The sequence below is a fragment of the Sulfuricurvum sp. genome (assembly GCF_030691015.1).
Taxonomy (GTDB): Bacteria; Campylobacterota; Campylobacteria; order Campylobacterales; family Sulfurimonadaceae; genus Sulfuricurvum.
Genome location: NZ_JAUYFF010000002.1, coordinates 99,988 through 125,261, shown reverse-complemented (window position 1 = coordinate 125,261; position 25,274 = coordinate 99,988). Strand labels below are relative to the sequence as shown.

The 25,274-nt window shown below is 43.4% G+C and carries 27 protein-coding genes; 15 read left to right on the top strand and 12 right to left on the bottom strand.

Features of this window, described 5'->3' with window-relative positions; genetic code table 11:
• The first annotated feature begins 56 nt into the window (after nucleotides 1-56).
• Nucleotides 57-500: a GatB/YqeY domain-containing protein gene (locus tag Q8O20_RS04320; protein ID WP_305530136.1), complete on the top strand. Its 444-nt coding sequence runs from the start codon at nucleotides 57-59 to the stop codon at nucleotides 498-500.
• A 6-nt stretch (nucleotides 501-506) separates the two neighbouring features.
• Here the strand turns inward: Q8O20_RS04320 and Q8O20_RS04315 are convergent, their stop codons facing one another.
• From Q8O20_RS04315 to Q8O20_RS04280, 8 genes are all read right to left on the bottom strand, one after another.
• The gene (locus tag Q8O20_RS04315; protein WP_305530135.1) at nucleotides 507-2,525 is read right to left on the bottom strand and encodes a diguanylate cyclase; all 2,019 of its coding nucleotides are present in this window, start codon (nucleotides 2,523-2,525) and stop codon (nucleotides 507-509) included.
• Between the two features lie 104 nt (nucleotides 2,526-2,629).
• Nucleotides 2,630-4,150 carry a methyl-accepting chemotaxis protein gene (locus tag Q8O20_RS04310; protein WP_305530134.1) on the bottom strand — a complete coding sequence of 507 codons (1,521 nt, stop codon included), beginning with the start codon at nucleotides 4,148-4,150 and terminating at the stop codon, nucleotides 2,630-2,632.
• The gene (locus Q8O20_RS04305) at nucleotides 4,147-4,713 is read right to left on the bottom strand and encodes an SCO family protein (RefSeq protein WP_305530133.1); all 567 of its coding nucleotides are present in this window, start codon (nucleotides 4,711-4,713) and stop codon (nucleotides 4,147-4,149) included. Before Q8O20_RS04305 ends, Q8O20_RS04310 begins: the two co-directional genes overlap by 4 nt.
• A gap of 82 nt (nucleotides 4,714-4,795) precedes the next feature.
• Entirely contained in the window at nucleotides 4,796-5,581 is a 786-nt protein-coding gene (trpC, locus tag Q8O20_RS04300; protein ID WP_305530132.1) for an indole-3-glycerol phosphate synthase TrpC, read from the bottom strand.
• On the bottom strand, nucleotides 5,581-6,837 hold the full coding sequence (locus Q8O20_RS04295; protein ID WP_305530131.1) for a lipopolysaccharide assembly protein LapB: 1,257 nt from the start codon (nucleotides 6,835-6,837) through the stop codon (nucleotides 5,581-5,583). Before Q8O20_RS04295 ends, trpC begins: the two co-directional genes overlap by 1 nt.
• Nucleotides 6,830-7,210, bottom strand: coding sequence for a YkgJ family cysteine cluster protein (locus tag Q8O20_RS04290; protein WP_305530130.1), 381 nt, complete (start codon nucleotides 7,208-7,210; stop codon nucleotides 6,830-6,832). The genes Q8O20_RS04295 and Q8O20_RS04290 overlap by 8 nt, the downstream gene beginning before the upstream one ends.
• Nucleotides 7,195-7,893, bottom strand: coding sequence for a tRNA1(Val) (adenine(37)-N6)-methyltransferase (locus Q8O20_RS04285; protein ID WP_305530129.1), 699 nt, complete (start codon nucleotides 7,891-7,893; stop codon nucleotides 7,195-7,197). Before Q8O20_RS04285 ends, Q8O20_RS04290 begins: the two co-directional genes overlap by 16 nt.
• A 146-nt stretch (nucleotides 7,894-8,039) precedes the next feature.
• The gene (locus tag Q8O20_RS04280) at nucleotides 8,040-8,984 is read right to left on the bottom strand and encodes a Fic family protein (RefSeq protein ID WP_305530128.1); all 945 of its coding nucleotides are present in this window, start codon (nucleotides 8,982-8,984) and stop codon (nucleotides 8,040-8,042) included.
• 91 nt (nucleotides 8,985-9,075) lie between these two features.
• On the opposite strand from Q8O20_RS04280, the gene kdsB reads away from it, so the two are divergent.
• On the top strand, nucleotides 9,076-9,795 hold the full coding sequence (gene kdsB / locus Q8O20_RS04275) for a 3-deoxy-manno-octulosonate cytidylyltransferase (protein ID WP_305530127.1): 720 nt from the start codon (nucleotides 9,076-9,078) through the stop codon (nucleotides 9,793-9,795).
• Nucleotides 9,796-9,870: 75 nt separating this feature from the next.
• Nucleotides 9,871-10,212, top strand: coding sequence for an alpha/beta hydrolase (locus Q8O20_RS04270; RefSeq protein ID WP_304742327.1), 342 nt, complete (start codon nucleotides 9,871-9,873; stop codon nucleotides 10,210-10,212).
• Here the strand turns inward: Q8O20_RS04270 and Q8O20_RS04265 are convergent.
• Together Q8O20_RS04265 and rpsO are read right to left on the bottom strand one after the other, a co-directional pair.
• Nucleotides 10,209-10,685 (bottom strand): hypothetical protein, encoded by a 477-nt coding sequence (locus Q8O20_RS04265; RefSeq protein WP_305530126.1) that lies wholly within the window; start codon nucleotides 10,683-10,685, stop codon nucleotides 10,209-10,211. The genes Q8O20_RS04270 and Q8O20_RS04265 overlap by 4 nt on opposite strands.
• Before the next feature lie 130 nt (nucleotides 10,686-10,815).
• Entirely contained in the window at nucleotides 10,816-11,091 is a 276-nt protein-coding gene (gene rpsO / locus Q8O20_RS04260; protein WP_304742322.1) for a 30S ribosomal protein S15, read from the bottom strand.
• A 161-nt stretch (nucleotides 11,092-11,252) separates the two neighbouring features.
• Here rpsO and Q8O20_RS04255 point away from each other — a divergent pair, with 161 nt between their 5' ends.
• The 5 genes from Q8O20_RS04255 to Q8O20_RS04235 are packed head-to-tail and all read left to right on the top strand — an operon-like array spanning nucleotide 11,253 to nucleotide 17,461.
• Nucleotides 11,253-11,657: an Rrf2 family transcriptional regulator gene (locus tag Q8O20_RS04255; RefSeq protein ID WP_294896061.1), complete on the top strand. Its 405-nt coding sequence runs from the start codon at nucleotides 11,253-11,255 to the stop codon at nucleotides 11,655-11,657.
• 3 nt (nucleotides 11,658-11,660) lie between these two features.
• Nucleotides 11,661-13,853 (top strand): flagellar biosynthesis protein FlhA, encoded by a 2,193-nt coding sequence (flhA, locus tag Q8O20_RS04250; protein WP_371131546.1) that lies wholly within the window; start codon nucleotides 11,661-11,663, stop codon nucleotides 13,851-13,853.
• A gap of 9 nt (nucleotides 13,854-13,862) precedes the next feature.
• Nucleotides 13,863-14,939 (top strand): DHH family phosphoesterase, encoded by a 1,077-nt coding sequence (locus tag Q8O20_RS04245; RefSeq protein ID WP_305530125.1) that lies wholly within the window; start codon nucleotides 13,863-13,865, stop codon nucleotides 14,937-14,939.
• Between the two features lie 10 nt (nucleotides 14,940-14,949).
• Nucleotides 14,950-16,782: an ABC-F family ATP-binding cassette domain-containing protein gene (locus tag Q8O20_RS04240; protein ID WP_305530124.1), complete on the top strand. Its 1,833-nt coding sequence runs from the start codon at nucleotides 14,950-14,952 to the stop codon at nucleotides 16,780-16,782.
• A complete protein-coding gene (locus tag Q8O20_RS04235; RefSeq protein ID WP_305530123.1) occupies nucleotides 16,760-17,461 on the top strand; it encodes a pseudouridine synthase in 702 nt (233 codons plus the stop codon). The genes Q8O20_RS04240 and Q8O20_RS04235 overlap by 23 nt, the downstream gene beginning before the upstream one ends.
• On the opposite strand, the gene Q8O20_RS04230 is transcribed toward Q8O20_RS04235, so the two are convergent.
• On the bottom strand, nucleotides 17,448-18,284 hold the full coding sequence (locus Q8O20_RS04230; protein WP_305530122.1) for a J domain-containing protein: 837 nt from the start codon (nucleotides 18,282-18,284) through the stop codon (nucleotides 17,448-17,450). The two genes, Q8O20_RS04235 and Q8O20_RS04230, sit on opposite strands and share 14 nt — an antisense overlap.
• 93 nt (nucleotides 18,285-18,377) lie before the next feature.
• On the opposite strand from Q8O20_RS04230, the gene Q8O20_RS04225 reads away from it, so the two are divergent.
• The 4 genes from Q8O20_RS04225 (at nucleotide 18,378) to Q8O20_RS04210 (ending at nucleotide 22,199) form a co-directional block, all read left to right on the top strand.
• Nucleotides 18,378-19,052 (top strand): TIGR01621 family pseudouridine synthase, encoded by a 675-nt coding sequence (locus Q8O20_RS04225; protein WP_305530121.1) that lies wholly within the window; start codon nucleotides 18,378-18,380, stop codon nucleotides 19,050-19,052.
• 121 nt (nucleotides 19,053-19,173) lie between these two features.
• Nucleotides 19,174-20,742, top strand: a complete 1,569-nt coding sequence (locus Q8O20_RS04220; protein ID WP_305530120.1) for a sensor domain-containing diguanylate cyclase — start codon at nucleotides 19,174-19,176, stop codon at nucleotides 20,740-20,742.
• A gap of 81 nt (nucleotides 20,743-20,823) precedes the next feature.
• Complete coding sequence (locus Q8O20_RS04215) at nucleotides 20,824-21,261, top strand: hypothetical protein (RefSeq protein WP_304739221.1); 438 nt, start codon at nucleotides 20,824-20,826, stop codon at nucleotides 21,259-21,261.
• A 5-nt stretch (nucleotides 21,262-21,266) separates the two neighbouring features.
• Nucleotides 21,267-22,199 carry a class I SAM-dependent methyltransferase gene (locus tag Q8O20_RS04210; protein WP_305530119.1) on the top strand — a complete coding sequence of 311 codons (933 nt, stop codon included), beginning with the start codon at nucleotides 21,267-21,269 and terminating at the stop codon, nucleotides 22,197-22,199.
• Here the strand turns inward: Q8O20_RS04210 and Q8O20_RS04205 are convergent.
• Complete coding sequence (locus tag Q8O20_RS04205) at nucleotides 22,178-22,954, bottom strand: diguanylate cyclase (RefSeq protein ID WP_305530118.1); 777 nt, start codon at nucleotides 22,952-22,954, stop codon at nucleotides 22,178-22,180. The two genes, Q8O20_RS04210 and Q8O20_RS04205, sit on opposite strands and share 22 nt — an antisense overlap.
• 151 nt (nucleotides 22,955-23,105) lie before the next feature.
• Here Q8O20_RS04205 and Q8O20_RS04200 point away from each other — a divergent pair, with 151 nt between their 5' ends.
• The 3 genes from Q8O20_RS04200 to Q8O20_RS04190 all read left to right on the top strand — a co-directional run bounded on the left by Q8O20_RS04200 (nucleotide 23,106) and on the right by Q8O20_RS04190 (nucleotide 25,268).
• A complete protein-coding gene (locus Q8O20_RS04200) occupies nucleotides 23,106-23,891 on the top strand; it encodes a sensor histidine kinase KdpD (RefSeq protein WP_305530117.1) in 786 nt (261 codons plus the stop codon).
• A 56-nt stretch (nucleotides 23,892-23,947) separates the two neighbouring features.
• On the top strand, nucleotides 23,948-24,631 hold the full coding sequence (locus Q8O20_RS04195) for a response regulator transcription factor (RefSeq protein ID WP_305530116.1): 684 nt from the start codon (nucleotides 23,948-23,950) through the stop codon (nucleotides 24,629-24,631).
• A 79-nt stretch (nucleotides 24,632-24,710) separates the two neighbouring features.
• Nucleotides 24,711-25,268, top strand: coding sequence for an SCO family protein (locus Q8O20_RS04190; RefSeq protein ID WP_305530115.1), 558 nt, complete (start codon nucleotides 24,711-24,713; stop codon nucleotides 25,266-25,268).
• Nucleotides 25,269-25,274 lie beyond the last annotated feature (6 nt).

The following is a 25,274-nucleotide window of genomic DNA, read 5'->3' as shown; positions in this document are numbered from 1 at the left end:
ATTCCATCCGAGTCATATTTAGCTATAATAAGCAAAAATAGTTCCAAGGGGTAGATATGAGTTTAAAAGAACAAATAAGCAATGACATCAAAACAGCTATGAAAGAGAAAAATGTAGCGTTGCGCGATGCACTCAGACTTCTCAGCAGTGCTATGAAGCAAATCGAAGTCGATGAGCGCAAAGAGCTCAGTGATGATGATATCATTAAGATCATCCAAAAGCAGGTCAAACAGCGCAACGACGCTATGAGCCAATACCGTGATGCGGGACGTGAAGATTTGTATGAAAAAGAGGCTTCCGAAGCGGCAATTTTTGAAACCTATTTACCTGCACAGCTCAGTGATGAAGAGCTAGAGTCTGCATTACGCACTATTATCGCCGAAACAGGGGCAGAATCGATCAAAGATATCGGACGAGTCATGGGAGCGGCGTCCAAAGTACTCGGTGCTCAGGCTGATGGAAAACGGATCAACGAATGCGCTAAAAAGATATTGGGCTAAGAGCCCTTACAACTGGTGTGGGCGACCTAAATGGAAGCCCTGCGCATAATCGACACCGATCTCTTTTAGAATATTAAGTGTCTCAATATCTTCCACATACTCTGCAATGGTTTCCTTCCCGAACTCTTTCGCAATTTGATGAATATGTTTTACAAAAATACGGTCTTTCTCATTAACAACAATATTTTTGACAAATTCACCGTCAATTTTTACATAGTCGGTATCAAAATATTTAAGATAGACAAACGATGAAAACCCTGAACCGAAATCATCCAGCGCGAAACTGATCCCTTTTTGTTTCAGTTCTTCTATAATATCCATCAACCCGTTGACGTTATGAATCGCTTCACGCTCTAAAATTTCAATCGTAACCCCCGTACTGGAAGTCGGATGAGGATTTCGTTCACCATGCGCTTTAATCACGTCAACATAATCTCCGCCAAAGAGACTTTTCGTGGAAAGATTAAAGAAAAAGCGTTTGTCCCATAGCCCACGTTCCTCACGCGCCAACAATCCTTTGGTTAAAATTATTTGATCGATTTTTGGTGCGAAACCTAAGCTCTCAGCTACTTCAATAAACTGCCCCGCCGCCATATAACGTTGACCGTCACGAATACGAGCGAGAACCTCATATCCGAAAATCTCTCCGCTTTGCACATCGTAAATCGGTTGGACAAAAGGCTCTACCCGATCTTCGTCGATAGCACGACGTAAGAATTCCCCTTTTTTCTGAATCTCACTCGCCATCTCCTGATCGCTTTGATCGGCACGTGCAATCGTATTTTTGCCGGCACGTTTGGCCTTATACATTGCCAAATCCGATCCTGTCAAAAGCGCTGTGATGTTTTCACCCTGTTCCGGATATTCGGCTATTCCGAAACTTGCCGTCAAGGATACGTGATCAAACATCAACGAAATAGGGGTCATTTCGAGGGATGAACGAAGTTTTTCGACTACCGCATACCCGTTTTCATACGGCGTTTCAGGGAGAATGACCGCGAATTCATCCCCTCCGATACGGGCCAAAATATCAGCATTACGGAGATTTGATTCAAAAATATTGGTTACCTCTTTGAGTACCAAATCCCCCGATGCGTGACCGTACGTGTCATTGATGTATTTAAAATTATCTAAATCGATCATCAAAACAGTAAATTTATGGTGATGACGAACCGAGCGCATCACTTCATACGTCAAAAATTCTTCAAATTTTCGGCGATTATAAAGTCCGGTCAGATAGTCGCGATCGGAAAGTTCTTGGAGTTTTTCATAATAATCTTGAATCGAATCCAACATTTTATTGAAATAATTTTCAATATTTTTAACTTCCAGAATTTTTGTTTTAAGACTTATCCGTTTGGCCATGTCATTATTGCTGATGATATCTTGAATCATCACGATAAACTGTTTAATAGGCTGAACCAAAAGTGCATTAAGTTTGTAGTATAAAATAGCAAAAATGATAATGGTAAAAGTGACAAAAAAGATAATAAAGGAGTTAATCATCGTTGTGAGTGAAATTTTGAGGTTGGCAACCGGAAAACGGACATCAATAACGCCGTTAATGTCCCCTATTTTAGCATTGGAATGGCAGCTGAGGCACTCTTGCTTAACAACAATCGGATAGAGATAGCGAATCTCTTCATCACCCGCTAAGATCTCTTCACCCTTCATCGCACTGGCAACCATAGGATCGTGTTCTCGAATCTGCTTGTCATTGTTATGATCACCGAACAACTCCGCAACAATCGGACTGCGATAGGCATTGATTCGCATATTCGGCTCAACTTTATTCAAGCGAACAATAATCGCATCCAATTCCTCTTTGCTCCACCCTTTTTCCATAGCAGAATACAAAGCCTCAAATGCCAATCGACTCGTCTTACGGGCATCAACACGGGCGAGATCGTCAATTGCCCGTTTTTTGATAAAGATACCGTACACAAAAGCAACGGCTAAACTGGTTAATAACGAGATGATAACCGTCTTAGCAATAAGCCGTTTGTAGGTTGTGTAAGATTCCATTCAATATCCCTGACGATAATTTAAATAATTATAACATTGGATTTCTAAATTAAAACTATTATATTGGTTTATTCTTAAGCAAACAAGCCCGAGAAACTGCCCCTCTAAAACTTTTTCGCTTTCACTTCGCTCAAGACACGATCGGCCATTACAAAAACTTCATTGGCAATAGAATCGGTGTTTCGTGCAATATCTGCATTATTCTGAGTCTCTACCTCAAACCCTGAAACAATTTGATTAATCTCCACAATCCCTTTGGACTGACCTTCAATCGCATCACCGATATCACTGATCGATTGTACCAAAATACCCACATTGGCATTGATTTCCGAGAGTGATTTTTGGGTACGCTCGGCAAGTTTGCGAACCTCATCGGCAACAACGGCAAATCCACGACCGTGTTCACCGGCACGTGCCGCTTCGATGGCTGCATTAAGTGCGAGAAGGTTTGTTTGATCGGCAATGTCTCCGATAACGGTGATAATCATTTTGATATCATCCGATTGTCGTATTACCTCTTGTGTTTTTTGAAGAACATCAGCAACACTTTGCGTCATACGCTCAACTTCCTGTGAGGTTTTTTGAATCTCCTGTGCCTGTTTTTGAGAGGAATTATCTAACTCATCCACATTGTTTTTAAGCCGTTGCGCACTCTCATCCATAGCGATTCCGTTTGAAAGACTGGTACGGAGCATCGCGGTAATATCATCACCCAACTGATTCACCAATTGTTCAATTTTGCCGGTGCTTTGATTAATGCGCTGTGTAAAATCAAGTTGCCCGTACGATTCGACTACTCGGGTAATCTCGCGGATATCTTCTCCTACCATTTCACGCAGTGCGCCGAGCATACTGTTAAAGACTTCACGAAGCTCTTTCAACTGTGTATTCGAAGGAATTGAAACCAACGTTCGCGCTATTGTCCCTTTAGAGACTTCCGCTACGATACTCACAGCTTCATTTACCATCATAGCGTCTTCTTGAATCCCTTTTTCCAAAATTTTGACATTATTATCGGCTTGAATTTGAAGCTGATTGCTTTTAATAAACTGATGAGATGTCATCACAATGATATAAACGAGTCCTATAACCTGAGTTGCAAACATTGCGATATGGGTCAATAAAATCCACACATCACAGCCACTCGAAAAGACAATGACATCCAAACCGAACATCGTTGCGTGGTTTAACTGAAGGACAAAAAAGAGTATATGATGAAACGCTACTGCAACCGTCGCAAGCAAAATAGGGATGATATCTTTATAGATCGCTAAAAATGCCGCTATAACAAATAAACCAAAGTGCATTTCAATCATCCCCAGCTGCTGCTGGATCATAATCATCGGGAAGATCGAAAGGGCAATCCCGATAATGCTACGCCCGAGCAAAGTCCCCCGAAATCCTAAATAGGCAATCACAATAAGGGCTAATGCAACGGCACCGTTAACCATCCCGAACTGATAAGTCGAATAACGGACAGACGTGATAAACGCAACAGTGAGAAAAGAGAGGATACCGATAATAAGCATGAATTTATCGGCTTTAACAAAATCAGCGTGCAAGCGTTCTTTTATTTCAGGACTTAAAGAAGAATCTTGTGCAGGAAAAAGAAAAGTGAGGTTCATTGGAAGGCTCCTATATCTTGTAGAATTACGTCTCGATTGTAAGGGGAAGAGGTATAAATATAGACCAATTCATATCCCTTCCCTTTTTTTTGAAGCAAATACGCATAGGGCATATGCTCGGCTTCAACCCCTATACGGGTATAAACCAAATTCAGAGTATGTACCATTTTTTGCAGCTCAGCTTCATTCGGAGCATACGATTTAAACCCTTTATCGAAATGCTCAGCCCAGCTTTGCACCGATAAAGGATCCATCTGCGGCGTCATATTTACAAACCAGACAGAGAGAGTAGGTTTAAACTCACGTACTCTCGCTTCTTTGTAAATGTCTGCTAAATCGTTCAGTGCAGGGGTACAAACACGACTACACCCGACATAGCCGAAATAGACCAATACAACATCTGAGCGTTCCCCTTTTAAAAAAGGGAAATCAACACTTCTTCGATCTTCGCTTCTTCCTGCATGTGCTGAATCACTCAATGCCGGAAATGCTAAACTCACTATCAACCCAAACGCCAAAAAAATCAAAGCAATACCCGAAAAGGTTTTCATCCCTGCTTTCATCTCAATGACCTTTGGTTCAAATGGTGATATACAAAATTGTAATACTCTCTTCCTAAGTTAAAACTTCATTGTATATAAAAAATTATCCGTTTTTTAATATTTTTAGGGCAGATTCAACATCATCCTGACGCATCAAAGACTCACCGACAAGAAATGCATCGACGCCCGCTTTGCTCAAATCTTCGAGTTGTCCGTGTTCGTAGATACCGCTTTCGGCAACGATGATTTTCCCGTTAGGGATCAATGGGATAAGCTCATAAGAGAGATTCATATTCATCTCAAACGTCTGTAAATTACGATGATTGATCCCGATAATGTCGGCACCCGCGTAGATCGCCTTGGTGAGTTCGGATTTATCGTGAATCTCAACAAGGGCTTCCATCCCAAGATGACGGGTATAGTTCAATAGCTCTTTGAGTTCGTCCCTGCTCAGTGCCGCCGCGATCAGGAGGACAAAATCGGCTCCGTAGACAAGTGCTTCGAGAAGCTGATATTTGGAGATAATGAAATCTTTGCGCAGAAGAGGAATACCCACATAACGGCGAATCTCCGCGAGATAATCGAGATTCCCCTGAAAAAAGTGCGGCTCGGTAAGGATAGAAATAGCGTTTGCTCCGCCGCGCTCATACGCCTGTGCAATTGCGACGGGATCAAAATCCTCACGGATGATGCCGCGCGAGGGAGAAGCTTTTTTCACTTCGGAAATAATACGATACGGCTCTTCAGGGGTAGCGGTGAGATAAGGGCGGACGTCACGTGGAGCACGGGCATTAAAGGCTAGCGAGCGTCCGAGCCACTCCATACTGAACTTGGCTTCCCGCTCGATGAGATCTTCTTTGGTTTTTTTGATAATGTCGTCTAAAATCATTAATTTTTCTCCTTGGTTTTACATTTTTCAATCGCTTTGAGATGATCTTTTACCTCTTGTTCATCGCTGCCGATCATCGATTCGACCTGTTTAATAAGACGAAGCGCTTCAACGCACTCATTCAATTTATAATGTCCCCATGCCAGTGAATCGATGTAAAACGGAGAATCGGGCTGTTTTTCCAAAGCACGCTTGACATATCCCATCCCCTCAGTCACGTTAAGGTCATGATCGATCATCAGATACCCCAAATAATTGAGGTACAGAGGCTCTTGTAAATCGGTGTTGGCTCTTTTGAGCCCATCAACAACCTCGGAGATCAACGCAGGATCATTACGATTCGAAGCCCCTTCGTATTTGAATACGGAGCTTTGTGCCAAATAGAGCGGATTGTCTTCGCGTTCATACAGGTTTTGAGCAAGAGCGGAAGCCTTGTCAAAGGCTTTGACTCTGACGTAAAGATCGAGTAAAAGGGGATCATTCATGTGCGATTTTTCAAGCAATGCCGTCATTTTAGAGATATCTTGGCGGTACAAATAGATTTTAAGTGCCTCTTCTGCAGTGGAAGGATCTTTAAAACTGTCATACGTCTGCTCATACATCTTCGCCGCATCTTCCAATGCACCCTTATCCGCATACAAACTCCCCAAACGCTTACCGAGATTCTGAGAGTTGCCGTGCGTTCCGATATGCTCTTTTAAAAATGCTATCGCTTCGGATTTTTCATCCAGTTGCGCGTATTGAATCAGAGCTATCCGCTCCGCCGTTGTTTCATCGTAGTTAAGCGCATACGATTTTTTAAGTGCTCCGACGGCTCCCGCGTAGTCACCGAGTTTTAACCGTGCTTCGGCGTACAAAAGATAATCGGGTGATGTTTTACTTTTTTCACTCTGAAGAAAGGCTTTTTGCGATGCTTCGGCAAACTTACCCTCCCTCAGCAAAACAATAATCTCAAATCGGTTTAATATCTCATCTTGGGGATCTTTCGCAAGCGCTTCCGATGTTATTTTAGAGAGTGATTTTATGTCGTTGGATTGTTCCAGCATCCGTAAGGATTGATAAAGGTACTCTTTTTTTGAGGTCTGTTTATAGAGCTCGGCAAAAAAACCGGAGGCTTGATGGTGTTTCTGGCGCATCTGTGCATCAAGTGCATAGAGAGAAAAGGTATCTTCCAATAAATTGCCGTTATGGACACTTTTGGGCGCGGCACTTGCCACGGATACGGTTAAAATAATGGCATATAAATATTTAATCATGGATGATCCCCGGGCACTCCGCTTTGAGTTCATCGATACGGTGGCGAAAGTAATCCCAAAACGGAAACGTTCGACACTGCAATGGGCGGGCGGCGTAAATACTACACCCATTTAGTGAACGATCAAAAAACACACAATCAAATGAGCCCTTTAGTATCTTCTCTTTGAGGGAAAACCGAAATCCCTCTTTGCGCAAGAACGTACGACGAAACTCCCCCTCATCCATCTCCAGCAGTTTCGCGATTGCCACTATCTCCGTGACAGAGACAAAAATATTACCGCTCTCTCCCGTACAGCAGTTTCCGCCGCACGAGGCACAGGCGGAGGGGTTAAACGCATAGCTGAAACCTTCTTGTGTCATGTAATCGGACATTTGATACTGTGCGCCTTTGCTTTATCGTAAATCGCCGCTACCGCTGGGGTATACGCACCCTCTTCCTCCGTAATAAGCGGAGGTAAAACGGTGAGCGCCGATTTGCTATTTTTTTTGACATGGATCAGTACCAATATACTGGGACGATCCACTTTAGAATGGACGAATTGTACCTCAACGACTCTTAATCCTCTACTCTCAAATGCACTGCATAGCTCAGCAAACTGACGCGCATCGTAGCAGATTGCCGCTTCGCCTGAGGATTTCAGAAGTTTCGATATTTTGGTGACAAACGCCTCGATCGGGAGATGGACGTTGTAGCGGGCTTGATGGAGAATCGGGTTTTCCGAGCGGGCTGAGCCTTCATGATAAAACGGAGGATTGGAGACGATCCAATCATAGCTTCCATGACCGCCCAGTTCCAAGAAATCCCCCTCATACAGTGTATATCCGATCCCGTTTATCTGCGCATTACGACGGGCAAACTCAGCATACAACGGCTGTTTCTCAACCGCTTCAAGATTCACGGCAGGAAAATCGCGCCCTACCAGCAATCCGACGATCCCGCATCCCGCACCGACATCAAGCATTTTTCCCCGAGGGGCAAAACGGGAGATAAATCCGTACAACAATATCGAATCGCTGTTGTAACAATAGCCTCCGTCGGGTTGATAAAGGAGCATTTAGATACCTTTTTGTGTAATGTGTAAATTTTGTTGTTTTTTTAACATAGGTCTGAACCTATGCGTAAATTTTACTATTTTTATTTCTCTACTGTTTAATTTTTCCCATATAACTCTTTCATTAATTTATCTCTCCTGATCATTCATCACATCAGCACCCATGAGCCTTTTTTAGCGCTTCCGATACGTTGTAATCGTCCCTCTTTTTTGAGGTTAGCGAGCTGTTTTTCGATGGCTCTGGTACTTAAATCCAGTTCATCAGCGAGTATTCGGATCGTCGCTTTAGGATATTTTGACAGATAACGGAGGATAGCTTCGTCGGTATTCTCCGAACTTTTTACCGAACTTATCACCGAACCAACGGCTTCTAAAATACATTCCAGAATAAACTCGATAAAACGTGTACATTCACCCTCTGTATCACATGCTGATAGTGTCTTATAGTAGGTTTCTTGGCGTTCTTTGATGATACTTTCGATAGGAAAAAAAGCGAATGAAGAGTGATAATGACTGAGTATCAATGTTTGCCAAAAACGTCCCATGCGACCATTACCGTCACTAAACGGGTGTATAAACTCAAACTCATAATGAAAGACAGCACTCGAAATAAGCGGATTAACCTTCGAATCCTTCAACCACCCGAAAAGCTGATCCATCAAAGTAGGAACTTGTGATGGAGGCGGTGCGACATGGATTACTTCATCGCCTTTGACCGCGACCTTTACCGCCCTAAAATGTCCCGCATCAGAAACAAGATCATTCATCATTACCCCATGCGCTTTAAGCAGATCATCAAGTACATAAGGGTCGAGACGTTCCATCTGTTCATACGCATCCAAAGCCGATTTCACTTCTTGAATCTCTTTTGGGGAGCCTAAAACCCTTTGACCCTCTAGCAAAGCCGTCACATGTTTGGCTTCGAGCGTGTTGCCCTCAATGGCGAGGGTTCCAACAATCGTTTTGATACGATTCTTTTTTCTAAGTTGAACATCACTTTTACGGTTTGCATCAACTTTTGCAATGAGCTTCGTAATCTCGATAACAAGATTTAGGGACTTCCCACTGATTGTATAGGGCGGTTTATAGCTCATTGATAAATTGACCCTCCCTATCCAAACCACCCAATCTTTCACCCTTTGGGATATAATTGTTTAATTATATCACTTCATATCAGGTTTAACTATGATTATCATCCCTGCCCGTCTCGCCTCCACCCGCTTTCCCGAAAAAGTTTTAGCCGATATCGGCGGTTTGCCGATGGTGATCCGTACCGCCAAACGGGTTGCATCGATCGACCGTGTCGTTGTCGCGTGTGACGATGAAAAAATCTTGGAGATTTGTGCCGCTTTCGGTGTCGAAGCGCGCCTCACCTCGACTACTCATAAAAGCGGAACCGACCGTATCAACGAGTGCGCTCAGATCATCGATGTTCCTGATGATGAACTGATCATCAACGTCCAAGCCGATGAGCCGTTTATCGAAACGGAAGTGCTTGAACTCCTGATTGAGCGTCTCAATACCCTCAAAGCACAGAACGCCCCGTTCATCATGGGAAGCTGTTATAACGCGATTAATACCGAATCGGCACAAGACCCTAATTTGGTAAAAGTGATTACCGACAGTGAACACAACGCGATCTATTTCTCCCGCTCTCCTATCCCGTTTAACCGCAGCGGAGAGGCAAACTATTTCGGACACATTGGTATTTATGGCTTTACGAAAAAGTCCCTCCACGATTTCTGCGCCCTCGGTGAAGCACCGCTGGAGGACATCGAAAAACTCGAACAACTCCGCGCCCTCTACCACGGTAAAAAAATCTCGATGGTAAAAGTGGCGAGTGCGGGATTCGGGATCGACACGGTGGAAGATTTGGAGCGGGCGAAGAAGATTTTCGGGGTTTGATTTTCTCTATGCTACACTGATGCTACGCATAAAGCGTACAATAATTGCATCGATTATGTTTTTAAAGGAGTAATTATGTCACTCATCGAAACTTTTACCGACTATGTTCTCAACCGCAAAAGTCTCAAAGAGTATGTGGAAGTTCGCAAAACAATCAACGAACGGGGCGAATTCAACGACGCAAAACTGATCCAAGCCGAAGAGAATTTGGAGCGTCTCAAAAAAGAAGAGCCTGAAGTCTATGAGGGGATGTACGAAACATTGGCCAAAATTTATGCGCGCAATGCAGGGTTGTCGATCGAATACCCTATCGACTTTATCCGTCAAATCCTGAAAATGTATAAAAGCTCACTGACCCCAAAACAAGTCTATGAAGAGTACAAGAGAGTATTAGAACACTATCATCACGACGTTTAATGAGTATACTCTTCTGCTTTTGATTTTGCTTTCTGGGCTGTGGATAAATCCCCTGAGTTTTTAAAAATGACGGAAGCTCTTAAGAGATAATCAGGGTCATTGTTCTCTTCGATATGGAGCATCCCTATCGCGTTCTCAAACTCTTTACGATTGGCAAAGCACTCTGCGATCTCTATCTCATACGCCTGCTTCGCGTGAGATTTTATACTGTAATAGAGCCCTCTGCTTACAATATCTTCTCGCATCACTTTAGCCTCAGCGTATTCAAAAGCGGCTTGGGTACAATTGCCTTCGTTCAGATAGGTTTTTATCGTTTGAATTTTTGTATGATAAAGCCCCTGCATCTCTTTCGTCTCTCTTTTCTCAAACTCTGAATAGACCAGCAACGCGGCTATAACCGTTATAGTAATCACACTAAACAGTATCAAAATAGGGAATTTAGACTTTTTAGGTGTTTGATTGTCGTCTATCATTTGTCCTCTCCTTTGATTGGAAAATGTAACGGATATAATTATTGTATCGTATATCTTTTATAGAGAAGAAAATATAAAAATGGAAGATTAAAGAGGATTTCCCCGAATGGGGAAAGAATCGAAGAAAAACTTAGATATTGTCGCGGATACCGAGATCAGTAACTAATTTGTTGTAGCTTTCGCGGTTTGTACGTTTCAAATAACGCATCAAACGACGACGTTGACCAACCAATTTTAAAAGACCAAGACGTGATGAATGGTCTTTTTTGAAAATTTTCAAGTGCTCTGTAAGAGCTGCAATACGAGTTGAAAGAAGTGCAATTTGCACTTCACTTGAACCGGTATCACCTTCAGTTCTTTGGTATTGTTTGATAATTTGCGTTTTGTTCGCCGTATCTAAAGCCATAATAGCCTCCTGATGGGTAGTTAATTTACTTGAAAGACGATTCGTTCAAGCAGGGTCGGAATTATAGCGGAATTTTTTCTATTTTACGCTAAATTTATCTAGCAGTAGCCTCTAATTATTTTTAGCTATAATAACCTTTTTAATACCGGAGGATGTTTTAGATGCTTATGACTAAAGCGAGTGAATACGCACTGTTGTCACTGATCGTTTTAGCCAAAGCGGGTCATCCTCTCGATGCGGATACCCTCTCTCGCGAACTCGATATCTCCAAAAGCTTTTTGGCAAAAATCCTCCAATCCCTTGCACGTCAAGGGATTCTCAACTCCTACAAAGGGGTTAACGGAGGATTTGAACTTGCCCGTCACAGCCGTGATATTACCGTATTGGAAGTGATGGAAGCGGCGGAGGGGAAAAGTCCTGCGGTATTTAGCTGTTCCCCCTCCCAAGAAGATTGTCCCTCAAACAAAGCGATGAGTTGCGGTTTATGGCCGTTTCTGAACCGATTGCAGGGAAAAGTGGACGCTTTTTTAGGTATTCTGACCCTCGAAGCTATTTTAGAAGAGTAATGTTTGGCAAAAGCAAAGAATAGAACCCCTGACATCAAAACGGTATTATCGGCCATTTTCGCCTCACGCGACCTTAGTGTCGTCTTTTTTGTTATGGCTATTTTGGCGATTATCATTGTCCCGCTCCCAAGCGGAATGCTCGATTTTCTCCTTGCAGTGGTTATTGCCTTGTCGGTTCTCATATTATTAATCTCTCTTTACATCCCAAAACCGACCGATTTGACCACTTTTCCGACCCTTTTGCTCGTTATTACCCTCTTTCGACTGGCTCTTAATATCGCAACGACCCGTATGATTTTAAGTCACGGTCACGAGGGACCCGAAGCGGTCAGTGATATCGTTACCAGTTTCGGAAACTTCGTTGTCGGCGGGAATATGGTCATAGGGGTTATCGTCTTTACCATCTTGGTCTTGATCAACTTTATGGTTATCACCAAAGGTTCAGGACGCGTCGCCGAAGTTGCAGCGCGCTTTACCCTCGATGCAATGCCCGGAAAACAAATGGCGATTGATGCCGATCTCAACAGCGGTCTTATCGAAGAAGCCGAAGCTAAACGACGCCGTGCGGAGATTTTGCAAGATGCCAACTTCTACGGAGCCATGGACGGATCGAGCAAGTTTATCAAAGGGGATGCCGTCGCAGGGATCATCATTACCCTCATCAACATTATCGGCGGATTTTTGATCGGAATCTTCCAATTCGATCTCGATGTAGGTGCGAGTGCGCATACCTATACCATTCTCACTATCGGAGACGGTCTCGTATCACAAGTACCTGCGTTGATCATCTCTACCGCAACGGGTATTATGATCACGCGCGGTTCAAGCGATACGGGCGGAAACTTCGCCGAGGGCAGTATCAACCAGTTGATGGGGAATGCCCGCGTTATGATCATCGTCGGATTCATTATGCTCCTTTTCGCTGCGGTTCCGGGATTACCGACCTTCTCGTTAGGATTTGTAGGGCTTATCTTTGCCGGATTGGGATACGCTCTGTATAAATACGAAAAAGGGGATCTCGTCCTCACCTCCGCTCCGCTCATTAACAAACCCGGTTCTCCTGCTACGGGAGATTCAGGAACGTCAGAAGGTGGTTCCTCATCCGCACCGCGTAAAAAATCAAACGAAGAGATCGCAAAAGAGGAAGAAGCGGCACTTGAAGATATTCTCAAAATTGAGATGCTTGAGCTCACCCTCGGATATCAGCTTATCCGTCTGGCCGACAGTGCACAGGGGGGAGATTTGTTAGAGCGTATCCGATCCATGCGCCGCAAAATCGCCTCCGATTTCGGCTTTTTGATGCCTCAGGTGCGTATCCGTGACAACCTTCATCTCAAACCGACGCAGTATGAGATCCTTCTCAAAGGGGTCAATATCGGGGACGGTCTCATCCAGCCCGATCGCTATCTCGCGATGGACAGCGGTATGGCAATGGGGGAAATCGAAGGGGAAGCGACGAAAGAGCCGGCATTTGGTCTGGATGCACTGTGGATCGATCCTTCTCTCAAAGAGGATGCCATTATCAACGGTTATACCGTCGTCGATCCGGCTACCGTCATCTCAACTCACATGAGTGAACTCATCAAACGCCACGCTGAAGAGCTTCTTACCCGTCAAGAGACCCAAGCACTTATCGAGAAAATCAAAAACGACTATCCGGTTGTGGTGGATGATCTTCTTAAAGTGGCCAATATCGGTCTTATTCAACGTGTTTTCAAAGCACTTTTACACGAACGTGTCCCTCTTAAAGATATGATCACGATTCTCGAAACGATGGCCGATGTCGCGGAATATACCAAAAGTGTCGATATCATCACCGAACACGTCCGTGCTAAACTCTCCCGTATCATTACCCAACTCTATACTAGCCCTGACGGTATTATCAAACTGTTGACGTTTGATACGATGAGCGAGCAGATGATGCTGGAGAAATCGCAAGAGCGTGACGGCACACGCCAACTCCTCCTCAATGTCGGAGAGATCAACGGCCTTATCCAAGCGACAAGCCTCAAAGCAACCGAACTTCTCCAAAAAGGGATATCCCCTATCATCGTTATCGTCGATCCGAAACTCCGTCGTCCGTTGGCGGAGATTTATGAGCGATTCAGCCTCGATATCGTCACCCTCTCCCACGCCGAAATCGATTCGAATGCGAAGTTCGAAGTACTCGGTTCCATCACATTAGATACTAAATAGGATATATTCATGACCACAACGTTTTACCACCTCTCTCACATCGATCTCGACGGTTACAGCTGCCAACTCGTCATGGCACAAACGCCCCACACCATGTTCAGCTACAACGCCAACTACGGTGCCGAAGTAATGGATCGCCTCGAAGAGATTATCGATACGATCAAAAAAAGCAAACAAACCGCGACTATCCTTATCACCGATCTAAACCTCTATCCCGATGAAGCCAGATGGCTCAACAACGAAGTCAACCGTCTCAATGAGGGCGGATGGGAGATCACTATCACCCTCCTCGATCACCATGGAAGCGGTAAAGATACGGCGGCCCAATACCCGTGGTATTTCCTCGATACCGAACGATGCGCCACTAAAATCGTCTATGAGTATGCAATGGAGCATTACGGATTACATGGCGGAGGATGGTTAGAGGCGTTTGTCAAAGTGGTCAATGCCGTCGATCTCTGGCACCAAGATGAAGAGGATGATTTCGAATACGGAAAAGTGTGTATGCGTCTCATCTCCGACGCCAAAGAGCTTAGCCGCGTCATGTTCGGTGATGAAGATCGCGCCTACAAACTCGCCATGCTCGAAGAGGCGGCAACGATGCGATTTCTCCCCGAAGCGAACATCGTCTTGGATGAATCACTTCATAAAATGAAAAAAGAGTTCTTTAAAGACGAGGCCAACAATACTCTCGATAATCTTTCGACCAAATACATCGTGGCACTGCTGGGAACCAAACGCTCGACTATGACGATCTATTACAAAGGGTGGAGAGGATTTTTGAGCTACGGACTCGGAAATACTTCGATTATCGGCAACGGATTTCTCACCGCATTTCCTGATTTTGATTTTATCGTTGATGTAAGCACACGCGGAACGATGAGCTTGCGCGGTCATGACAAAGTCGATGTAGCAATGATGTCAGGAGAATGGGCCAACGGCGGAGGTCATCCGAACGCGGCGGGCGGACGAATCCAAGGGTTCAAAGAGCAATTTCGCTACGATAAAGTGAAACGTCAAATTGAAGATATGCTCTCCAATAAAGAGGCGATGCCCGGTAAACTCCCCCACAAAATAGAGGGATAATTTTTATTCTATGATTCAAATCAATAACCTCACCAAAAGCTACGGCACCCGAATCCTCTTTGAGGATCTCACCCTCAAACTCAATGCCGGAAACAAAGTCGGTTTTGTCGGACGTAACGGAAGCGGTAAATCAACCCTCTTTAAGATCATTCTTGATGAAGAGCCTTATGATAGCGGCGAAATCATCATCCCGAAAAATTACCGCATAGGTACGCTCCGTCAACACCTCCACTTCACCCATAAAACGGTACGCGAAGAGTGTGCCTCAGTTCTCACGGGGGACATGGAGCATGAGGTCTATCGCGTTGAGAAAATCCTTTTCGGTCTGGGATTTACACAGGACGATTTGGAAAAAGATCCCCTCAGTTTCTCAGGAGGGTATCAAATCCGCCTCAACCTCGTCAAACTCCTCGTCACCGAACCGAATCTCCTCTTACTGGATGAGCCGACCAACTACCTCGATATCGTCTCTCTGCGCTGGCTGGCATCGTTTATAAGATCGTTTGAGGGAGAAGTGATCCTCATCACCCACGATCGTGATTTTATGGATTCGGTCACTACCCATACGATGGGATTACGCCGCCGAGGTATCTCTATCATAAAAGGCAATAGCCATAAATATTATGAGATGATGGAGAGTGAAGATGAACTTTACCTCAAAACTAAAATAAATCACGACAAAAAACGTGAAGAACTTATCGATTTTGTCGCCCGAAATAAAGCCCGTGCTTCCACGGCAGTCATGGCACAATCCAAACAAAAAGAGCTGGATAAAATGGGGATCATGGAGTCGCTGGAAGGTGAAAAAGATTTAAGTTTTTCCTTCTCCTACCGCCCTACCCCCTCTAAAATCACGATGGAAGTCAAAAACCTATCGTTTGGCTACCGTCCCAATGAACCGCTGTTTGAAAAGCTCTCCTTTGTTTTGGAAAAAAACAAATGCCTTGCCATCATCGGGAAAAACGGTAAAGGAAAATCAACCCTCCTGAACACTCTCGCAGGGTTACTGACGCCCGAGGGTGAAATACTGACCCACCCCGCCACCGCCATTGCCCATTTCGGTCAAACGAACATCGATCGTCTTGATAAAAATCGTACCATCAGCGAAGAGATACAAAGTGCCGACAATACGCTTCAAAATGTTCGTATTCGAGGCATCTGCGGAACGATGATGTTCAGCGGCGACGATGCCGATAAAAAAATCTCTATCCTCTCAGGGGGAGAGCGCAGCCGCGTTATGCTGGGGAAGATTATCGCGACCCCTGCCAACCTCCTCTTCCTCGATGAGCCGACCAACCACCTCGATATGCAGTCCATTGACTCGCTGTGTGACGCAGTCAAACGGTTCGAGGGTTCCGTCGTCATCGTCACCCACTCCGAAATGCTATTGCGTGAGTTAGCCGATCAACTCATCATCTTCCGAGAGGGGGGAGCGGAATTTTTTGATGGAAACTACGATGACTTTTTGGAGAAAATCGGATGGGACGAAGAGATATCCGACGCCCCAAAACCTCCAAAAGTGACCCAAAATAGTAATAAAAAAGAGCAGAAACAGCAGCGTGCCGAACTGATTCAAGAGCGTTCCCGTCTCCTTAATCCTCTCAAAAAAGAGATCGATTACTGCGAGAATACGATTATGAGTCTTGAGGATAAAGTGAAAACGGCACATGAGCAGCTCATCGTCTATTCTAACCAAGGGGAAAGCGGTAAACTGATGGACGTATCTAAACAAGTCGCAAGCGATGAGAAGATGATCGAAGAGCTATTTGAGCGGCTCGAAATCGCTACGAATGAATTTGAGCGAATTACCCAAGAGACCGATGAAAAACTCGAAACCCTCTAAAGTCCGCCTCGACAAACTCCTCGGCTCGCTGGGATATTGCGTACGCAAAGAGGTTTCCGCTCTTTTACGCGATGGTGTCATTACCCATACCCTTAATCTCCCCTTAAAAAGCGATACCAAAGTCTCTCATGAGGAAATTCTGTATGAGGGCGAACCGCTTGATCCGCCTACAGGGATCGTGATATTAATGAATAAACCGCTCGGACTTGTCTGCTCCCACGATGAGGGGGAAGGGAGACTTGTTTACGATCTCCTCCCAGCGCGATGGAGACTACGTGATCCGAAAATCTCCACCATCGGACGGCTCGACAAAGAGACGAGCGGATTGCTCCTCCTCACCGACGATGGAGCGTTACTCCACCGCCTCACCTCCCCCAAACACAAAGTACCCAAAGTATATGAAGCAACTCTAGATCGGCCGCTAAAAGGAAATGAAGGAGAAATATTCACTTCGGGAACATTGATGTTAAACGGTGAAAAAAGCCCCTGCCTCCCTGCCAAACTTACCATAATCGATGAGACACACGTGACATTAGAAATCACCGAGGGGCGATACCATCAGGTACGTCGGATGTTCGCAGCGGTAGGAAATCATGTCACGGCACTGCACCGCTCGTCGTTTGGGGAATTGAGACTGGAAGGTTTAAAAGAGGGGGAATACCGCCTTACGATGCTCTAAGAGTTATTTGAGCGTTTTTATCCGCTTGGATAGTTTCAAATGCACTCTGGATCGATTGAAAAGTCATCGTGTATTTCTCGATAAGCGCTTGACCTTGGTTATAAACTCTATCGGGATGATATTTGTAGAGAAGCTTTTTAAATCTTTTTTTGATCTCTGAAAGATCTTCCTCAGGTGAGACATTCAGCAGTTTATAGGCCTTATCTATTTTTATTTGTTCACTCTCTTTTTGAGGAATAAAGGGATTATTAGCTGCAAGGAGTTGTGAGATTTGCTGTTGATTATAGGTAAAACTGACGTAATACTGCATGATGCGGGTACGCTTTAAAAGTGCGAGAAGTTTTTCCTTAACAATCTCATTATCAACTTTAACGAGATAGTGATCTCTATTCTCCTCAAGGCTAATGATATGGGTTCTAAAATAACCGCGTAAAAAGTTATGCATATACGTTGCAGCATTCTCTTGTTTAAAAGTAAATTTTAAATAAATAGTGTTGATAACCTCGATTGAAATCGGAATATTCGTAATAATATTGGCTTTTTCTATCCAATTGATCTTTATCGGGCGCTGCGGTTTTGATTCGATTTCTGCTCTTAAATCGCGAGGGTCTTTGCCTTGCATCTGTTGATAGTTCCAATATAGCCAATGAAAGAACCTTTTTTTGTTGATGAATTCTTCGTTGCAGTGATGGATGAAAATACCTGATTCGCCCTGAACCTTGTATTTGAAGTGACGATTTACAAAATCCACAATCACTTTCTCTTGTATAGTATCACGTCTAGCATGGATCAAAATCATGGTTCTATTGGTAAATATCCGCATTGTTAGATACTCCGCTTGATGTGTTTCTCCTTTTAAGCAAAAAATATTCCCCTGATCTGCTTGAGCAAAAGGGTAGATTGGATAAACTCTCACATGGAAAAAATTGCCCTTATTTTTGAAAATGATGTCTTCATCATCGCCTCTAAACCCGCAGGTGTCAACTTCCACTCCGAAGAAGAAGCGGGATTTGTCGTGCAAGTCTCCCAACAGCTCGGCATCCCCCTCTTCCCTGTTCACCGACTCGACAAGATGACCTCAGGGCTTGTCATCCTCGCCAAAAACTCCGAAACCGCCGCACAGTTTGGGAAGATGTTTGAAAATCGCGAAATCGAAAAATATTATCTCGCACTCTCAATGCGCAAACCGAAGAAAAAAATGGGGTGGATCAAAGGGGACATGGCAAGTGCAAGGCGGGGGGACTATAAACTCCTCACCACGATGGAAAATCCCGCGATCACCCAGTTTATCAGCTGTGCCCTGCGCACTCATGAGCGGTTTTTTCTCATCAAACCCCATACGGGGAAAACCCATCAAATCCGCGTCGCACTCAAAAGCCTCGGCTCTCCTATCGCGGGTGATGAACGCTACGCGGCATGCGATGAAGCACGCAAAGAAGAGAGGGGGTATCTGCACGCTTATGCACTCCGTTTTCGTTTGAACGATGAAGAGTTCAGTTTTGTTTTACCTCCCGATGAGGGGGATCGATTTCTCAGTGATGCGTGTAAAACGCAACTCGACGTTTGGAATCAGCCATGGGACCATTTTTAATATTGTATGATTAGCCCCATTTTTAAGAACTTTCACCACTACAATCTGCTACAATATTCTATAATCATATTCTAAAAAATTATAACTGTTTCCCCATTTTGACAGAGAAAAAGAACACAATATGAGTTTTAAAACAATTTTTGTAAAATTAATAATCATAGTCGCCACGATAGAGTTTATCTTGATGACGTCATTCCACTTTCTTGTGTTACTCCCGCCGTTTATAGAACTAGTTGTTGATGTATTTTTACTCGCGTTATTAAGTACTCCCTTTATCTACCACTTCGTATTACGCCCGATTGAAGCGGTTTTTATACGTCAAAAGAAACTGGAAGAATCGATGCTCCATCTTTCCAATCAGTTTATCGATAATATTGACCATGAATTCGACAAAAAGCTCGAATCAGTTTTGAAAGTTGCTTCAGATGCCTTTAACGACATTTCTGTCGGAGCCATATACGAATTAAACAATACATTGTATCGACAATACCACCGTTACATCAAAAATGATAAATATCCTTTACTTCTCCCCGATACGATTACTCAAGAAGATACGGCCTACTTAAACGACAAGTTGCAACACAAACAAAGCTTGTTTTTTTGTCAAAATGAAGATTCGGATCAGCACTTAATCAAAATGTTCAACGTAAAGAATGGATGTATTCTTATCCTTCCGATGTTTTCGCGAGAAATACTCGAAGGTTTTATCTGTTTTCAAACTTTTTCGACACAGGAATTTCACCACGATGAACTTCTAATCCTTATGTTCGCCGCTCAAATGATCATCAATGCTATGAAACGCCATGCAGTCGATCAACAACTCAAAAAATATTCCAATGCACTGATGCAGACAGGCGATGCGGTATGTATTACGGATAAAAGCGGTATTATTGAATATGTCAATCCGGCATTCGAAGAACTTTCTAAGTACAAGCAAAACGAACTTATCGGGCAAAAAACATCGATCATGCGTTCAGGTTTTCACGATAATACCTTCTATGACGGATTATGGAAGACGCTAGAGAACGGAAAACAGTTTCATGGCGATTTTGTCAATAAAAATAAAAGCGGCATTCTCTATCATGAAGAAAAAACAATCAGTTCTATCAAAAATGACGAAGGGGAAGTTACCAACTATCTCTCTACGGGTCGAGACATAACCCAAAGAAAAGCGATGGAGAATGCTCTTCGTGAACTGGCTACAAAAGACAAACTCACGAATGTTTTTAATCGAAATCAATGTGATCTTTTTTATGAGAACTTGATTGAAAGAATCGATAAAGAACATAACCTTTATCTACTTCTATTCGACATCGATAATTTTAAACATATCAATGATACATTCGGTCACCATCAAGGAGACAGTGTCCTTAAAAAGATTGCATCCCTTGTCCAAGAGGCTATTCGTCCTGAAGATATACTGATCCGCTGGGGAGGAGAAGAGTTTATTATTATGAGTATTTCTGAGAATGATCACTCCATACAGATGTTTGCTGAACGTATCCGCATAACAGTAGCCTCCTCAACTTACGGTGAGATTCCTCAAGTAACGATTAGTATAGGCCTATCAAAGCATGATACGGGGATGAGTAAAGAGATGCTTTTTGAACAAGCGGATCAGGCAATGTATCACGCTAAAAAAGAGGGTAAAAACCGCGTGTACCATTTTAGAGATACTCAAACTATTTAAATATCCTCCTACACAACTATAGATTCCTATTTTGGACTGTTTTTTGCTATTAACCTTGTAATATAACTATAAGGAGTGCAAATGCAGGTTCAAACGAACAACTCCTATCCATTTTCAAACCCTTTTGCCTCATCCTCATATTCGTCTCCCCCCTCTTATAAAGAGATATCACAAACGGGAGAAATAGACCAGCTCAAAGATGATTTTAGTCTGATTTCCCAAGAGCTGAATCCAGCTGAACGGAAACTTTATAATACCTTCCTCAGCTCTGAAAATTATCAAGCCGCGAAAGGGATCGTGACGATCGGATTTATGCGTGCGGCAGGTGTTTATCACGACAGCGACGGAAATACTCTCTCGGGTGAATCACTCTCTAGAGATTTAACAAAGCTCTATCCACCCGATTCCAAGGAAGAGGAAAACTCTCTTAAAGCGCTGCAAGAATATCTTACACTCAACCCCTCTTCTCTGGATATGGACAAAGAGAAACGGGGAAATTTACTCGACCTCAAAGTCTAAACCCAATGCGTTTAGACGATCTCCGACAGCTATTAATCACCGCTTCACACACCGTAACCGAAGAGTATACCCGTTTGTTTCACGGACGGGGCAATACCTATGGAGCCTACCGATTTCTCACTATTGACAGCGTGGACAAAGTGCTGTTTGCCGTACTCTTCGATGCGGACAATGAAGAAGAGGCTATTATCGCTATGTTACGTGATCTCTATACTGCTAAGGGAAAATGGGAAGCACTCATTATCCAACAGCGTTACCTCCCCTCAGCACCTTCTACCCTCATTGCGGGAGTTCTCCCGCAAGAGACGTTTGCCATCGAAAATACCCTCAAATACCGTATCAATTTTCAAAGTGCCCAAAACATCGGATTTTTCCCCGATATGAAAATCGGGAGAGAATTTATCCGTGAACATTCAAAGGGAAAAAATATCCTCAATCTCTTCTCCTACACCTGCTCGTTTTCCGTTGTGGCTATGGCAGCCGGTGCAAACGCCGTCGTCAATGTCGATATGAATAAAAACGTCCTCACCATCGGACGAGATAACCACCGCCTCAACGGCCTTGATACGAAACAAGTGGAGTTTATGCCCTACAATATCCTCAAATCGTGGAGCCGTATACGTAAAAGCGGTCCCTATGATCTGATCATCATCGATCCCCCTAGCTTTCAAAAAGGGTCGTTTGCCGCAACAAGCGATTATGAAAAAATTATCCGCCGACTCCATGAGTTTACATCAGAGGAGTGTATCGTTTTATCGGCACTCAACGCTCCTGAGCTGGAGAGTGAGTTTATTAAAACCCTTTTCCGTGAAAATGCCCCTGAATTTCGGTATGTCGAGAGACTGAAGAACTTAGAGAGTTTCCCCGAAATCGAGGAAGAGCGAAGTCTTAAAAATCTGGTTTTTAGGAAAGAAACCTATTGCACCAATCTTTTATGACGATACATTGATTTATCGGCAGTATCAATGACGAAACTGAGTTCAGAGCCTTGTTCAAACGCTGCTATCCCGTATGCAAAGCTCACTTTAAAAGTATTCTCATCCACTTTAAATATTTTTTTTGCGCAGTTCACAAGCATATAATCAATTTTTTCTTCGATCTTAGCTACCGACTCGCCGCTGCTGAACATAACCAAAAACTCATCACCGCCGAACCGAATGACATCTCCCCCCATCTCTTTGAGTTTTTTTGCGATATGGACCAGTACTTTGTCACCGACAATATGTCCGTAGGTATCGTTGATTTCTTTAAACTTATTCAGATCAATCATCACCATCGCCCCATTATCACGCATGCTTTGTTTATCGCTATTCAAATAATGGTCTTCAAACCATTTGCGGTTATAGCTTTTAGTCAGGGCATCTTCATATATGATTTGCTGGAGCGTTTGAATCTCATCACGCAACGCTTTTGTCTCTTCCAAAACGGCAGAGAGCTTTTTTTTATCTTCAGACTCAATCGCTTCAATCGCCTGCTCTGCACAGTTGGATAATCGAAGTACATGATTGACAACATTTTCATTCAACATTTCAGCATCTAGAAGTTCGTCAGGCTGCAGTTCAACATTGAGTGCATGAGCCTCTTCAGCATACAGTTTCCCGTAATATGAGGGAAAGACTACTTTGAGCGGTTGAATTTTAATTTTAATTTTTTCACTAATACAAACATGCTGTTCATGTATATTTCTCATCATTTATTCTATCCTCAATCATTAAGTACTTTTGTTTTTATGAATTAATAAACGTTTTTTAACTAGCACTCCGTTATATTGCAAGTATAAAATAGATATGTTTGATGAATGTTGGGTGTATACTAACGCATGGAAATCATACTAAAGGATTGAATTGGATCTACCGCTTTTAACGATCAGTATCATTCTTCTCTTGATCGGAATGTTACTCTATTGGAATCGTCGACTGAAAAAAGAAGTTACCCAAAAACAGCGTGCATTGGAAGAGCGGGATATTTTACAGGAACAACAGGACTTTTTTATCCGAAAAATGGTGCATGAAATGAGCACACCTCTGAGTGCCATTGAACTCAATATTTCCGTATTAATCCGCGACTACCCTAATGTGCGCAACCTTGAAATGATAAAAAGTTCAGCCCGTATTCTCACAACCATCTACGACGATATCGCATTTTTATCCCGTAAAGAATATCTCTGTCCCGTTGCGGAGTGGATCAATATCGAAGAGTTTATCGCCGACCGTATTCTCTATTTTGATGCCATGCTCTCCGTAAAGGAGATCGTGATCGAAATGGAGATCGATGAGGGGTATGAGGTCCATATGAGCCGTACCGAATTGCAAAGGCTCATCGATAACAATCTCTCCAATGCCGTCAAATATACGCAACAGCACGGAGAAATTATCATCATCGTCATCTCTCAAGAATCAAACGGACTTCTATTGACTTTCAAAGATAACGGGATCGGTATGTCCGAAGAAGACCAAAATAGACTTTTCGAAGTTTACTATCGGGGTAATGCCCATCATCAGGGGTTGGGGCTTGGAATGAGTATTATAAAAGATATCTGCGATGCCAATGGAATCTCTATCCATGTTGAAAGTATTAAAGGGAAAGGAAGCTCTTTTATCTACCGTTTTCCACCATCGCTCATCCAATAAACGCTCATCAAACATTCAGAAGCTATACTTCAACAAGAGAGTTAAAGGAACCCACTATGAGAGCGTTGCTTCTAGAAGACGATTATGCCTTCAATACCCTTATTGCTGAAGAGTTGATGCGGCTCGGTTTTTCGGTCGATTCGTGTTTCGAAGGGGAATGCGCTATAAACGCCGTCTATATGAAGCAGCACGACCTCTACCTAATCGATATCAATGTTCCCACTTTTAACGGCTTCGAAGTTCTGAAATATATTCGGGAACGCTCTATAAATACCCCTGTTATCATCATCACAACCCATGCGGAAATCGAATACCTCAAAAAAGCGTTTGCACTTGGATGCCACGACTATCTCAAAAAACCTTTCGATATGGAAGAACTCGTCATCCGAATACATAATGCCCTACGCCTCTCCAATCCGGAACGGAAGGATGATTATCTTCTCCTTTCACAGGGGTATACCTACTCACTGATCAGCGGTGAACTCTATTATCACGACTCCCCTATCGAACTGACTCGAATCGAATCTCTGTTACTGCGTATCCTGATTCAAAATATCGGCAATGTTGTCAGCTCGGATGTCATACAAGACTATGTATGGAACAATGAAGAGGTAGCACCCTCAACTATCCGCTATTGGATACACCGTTTGATGAAAAAACTCAAAAGCGGGATGATCGTCAACGTCCGAGGCGTCGGTTACCGTCTTCGAAAACTCGACAAAAGCGGATCAGTTCACTAAAGAGATACCGATTACCTCTCTCCAACATTGACCCAACATTTCTATACTACACTTTTACAAATACAGTAAAAGGTCCCTATTGAAACAAAAAATCGCAGGTGTTATCCTCCTTTTAGTGATCCTCTCATTATTGATATTTTTCCCGTTAACGGCTCACCTTTTCGGAGATAAGGGGCATTCTGTAAAAATAGATAAGAGTGATATTTCCGTTCCGTTTTTAGAACACGAGAAAGCCAAAGCGGTTTTCGTCTATTTCGGGTACGTAGGATGTACAACCATCTGTGTCCCGACCCTCAATGACTTTGCCCCTATGTATCGCCGAATACAAAAACACGCTCCCGATATCCCTTTTTATTTCGTCAATCTCAATCCGACACAGCCGAGAGAATGGGTCGAACCGTTTGCGAAAAGTTTTCATCCGCTATTTCACGGCATTTATGCGACCAAAACCGAAGTTGAACAACTTGAGCGTGATTTCAATCTTGCCGTTACTTCAGATAACGAGGAGATGTCCCACTCATCCAATCTCTTTTTACTGGTCCGAGAACATAATCACTATGTTTTGAAACGGATCTATATAACCCACCCCTACCCTGAACAACAAATAATCAACGATTTGGAAATCTTAAAACTATGATCCCTT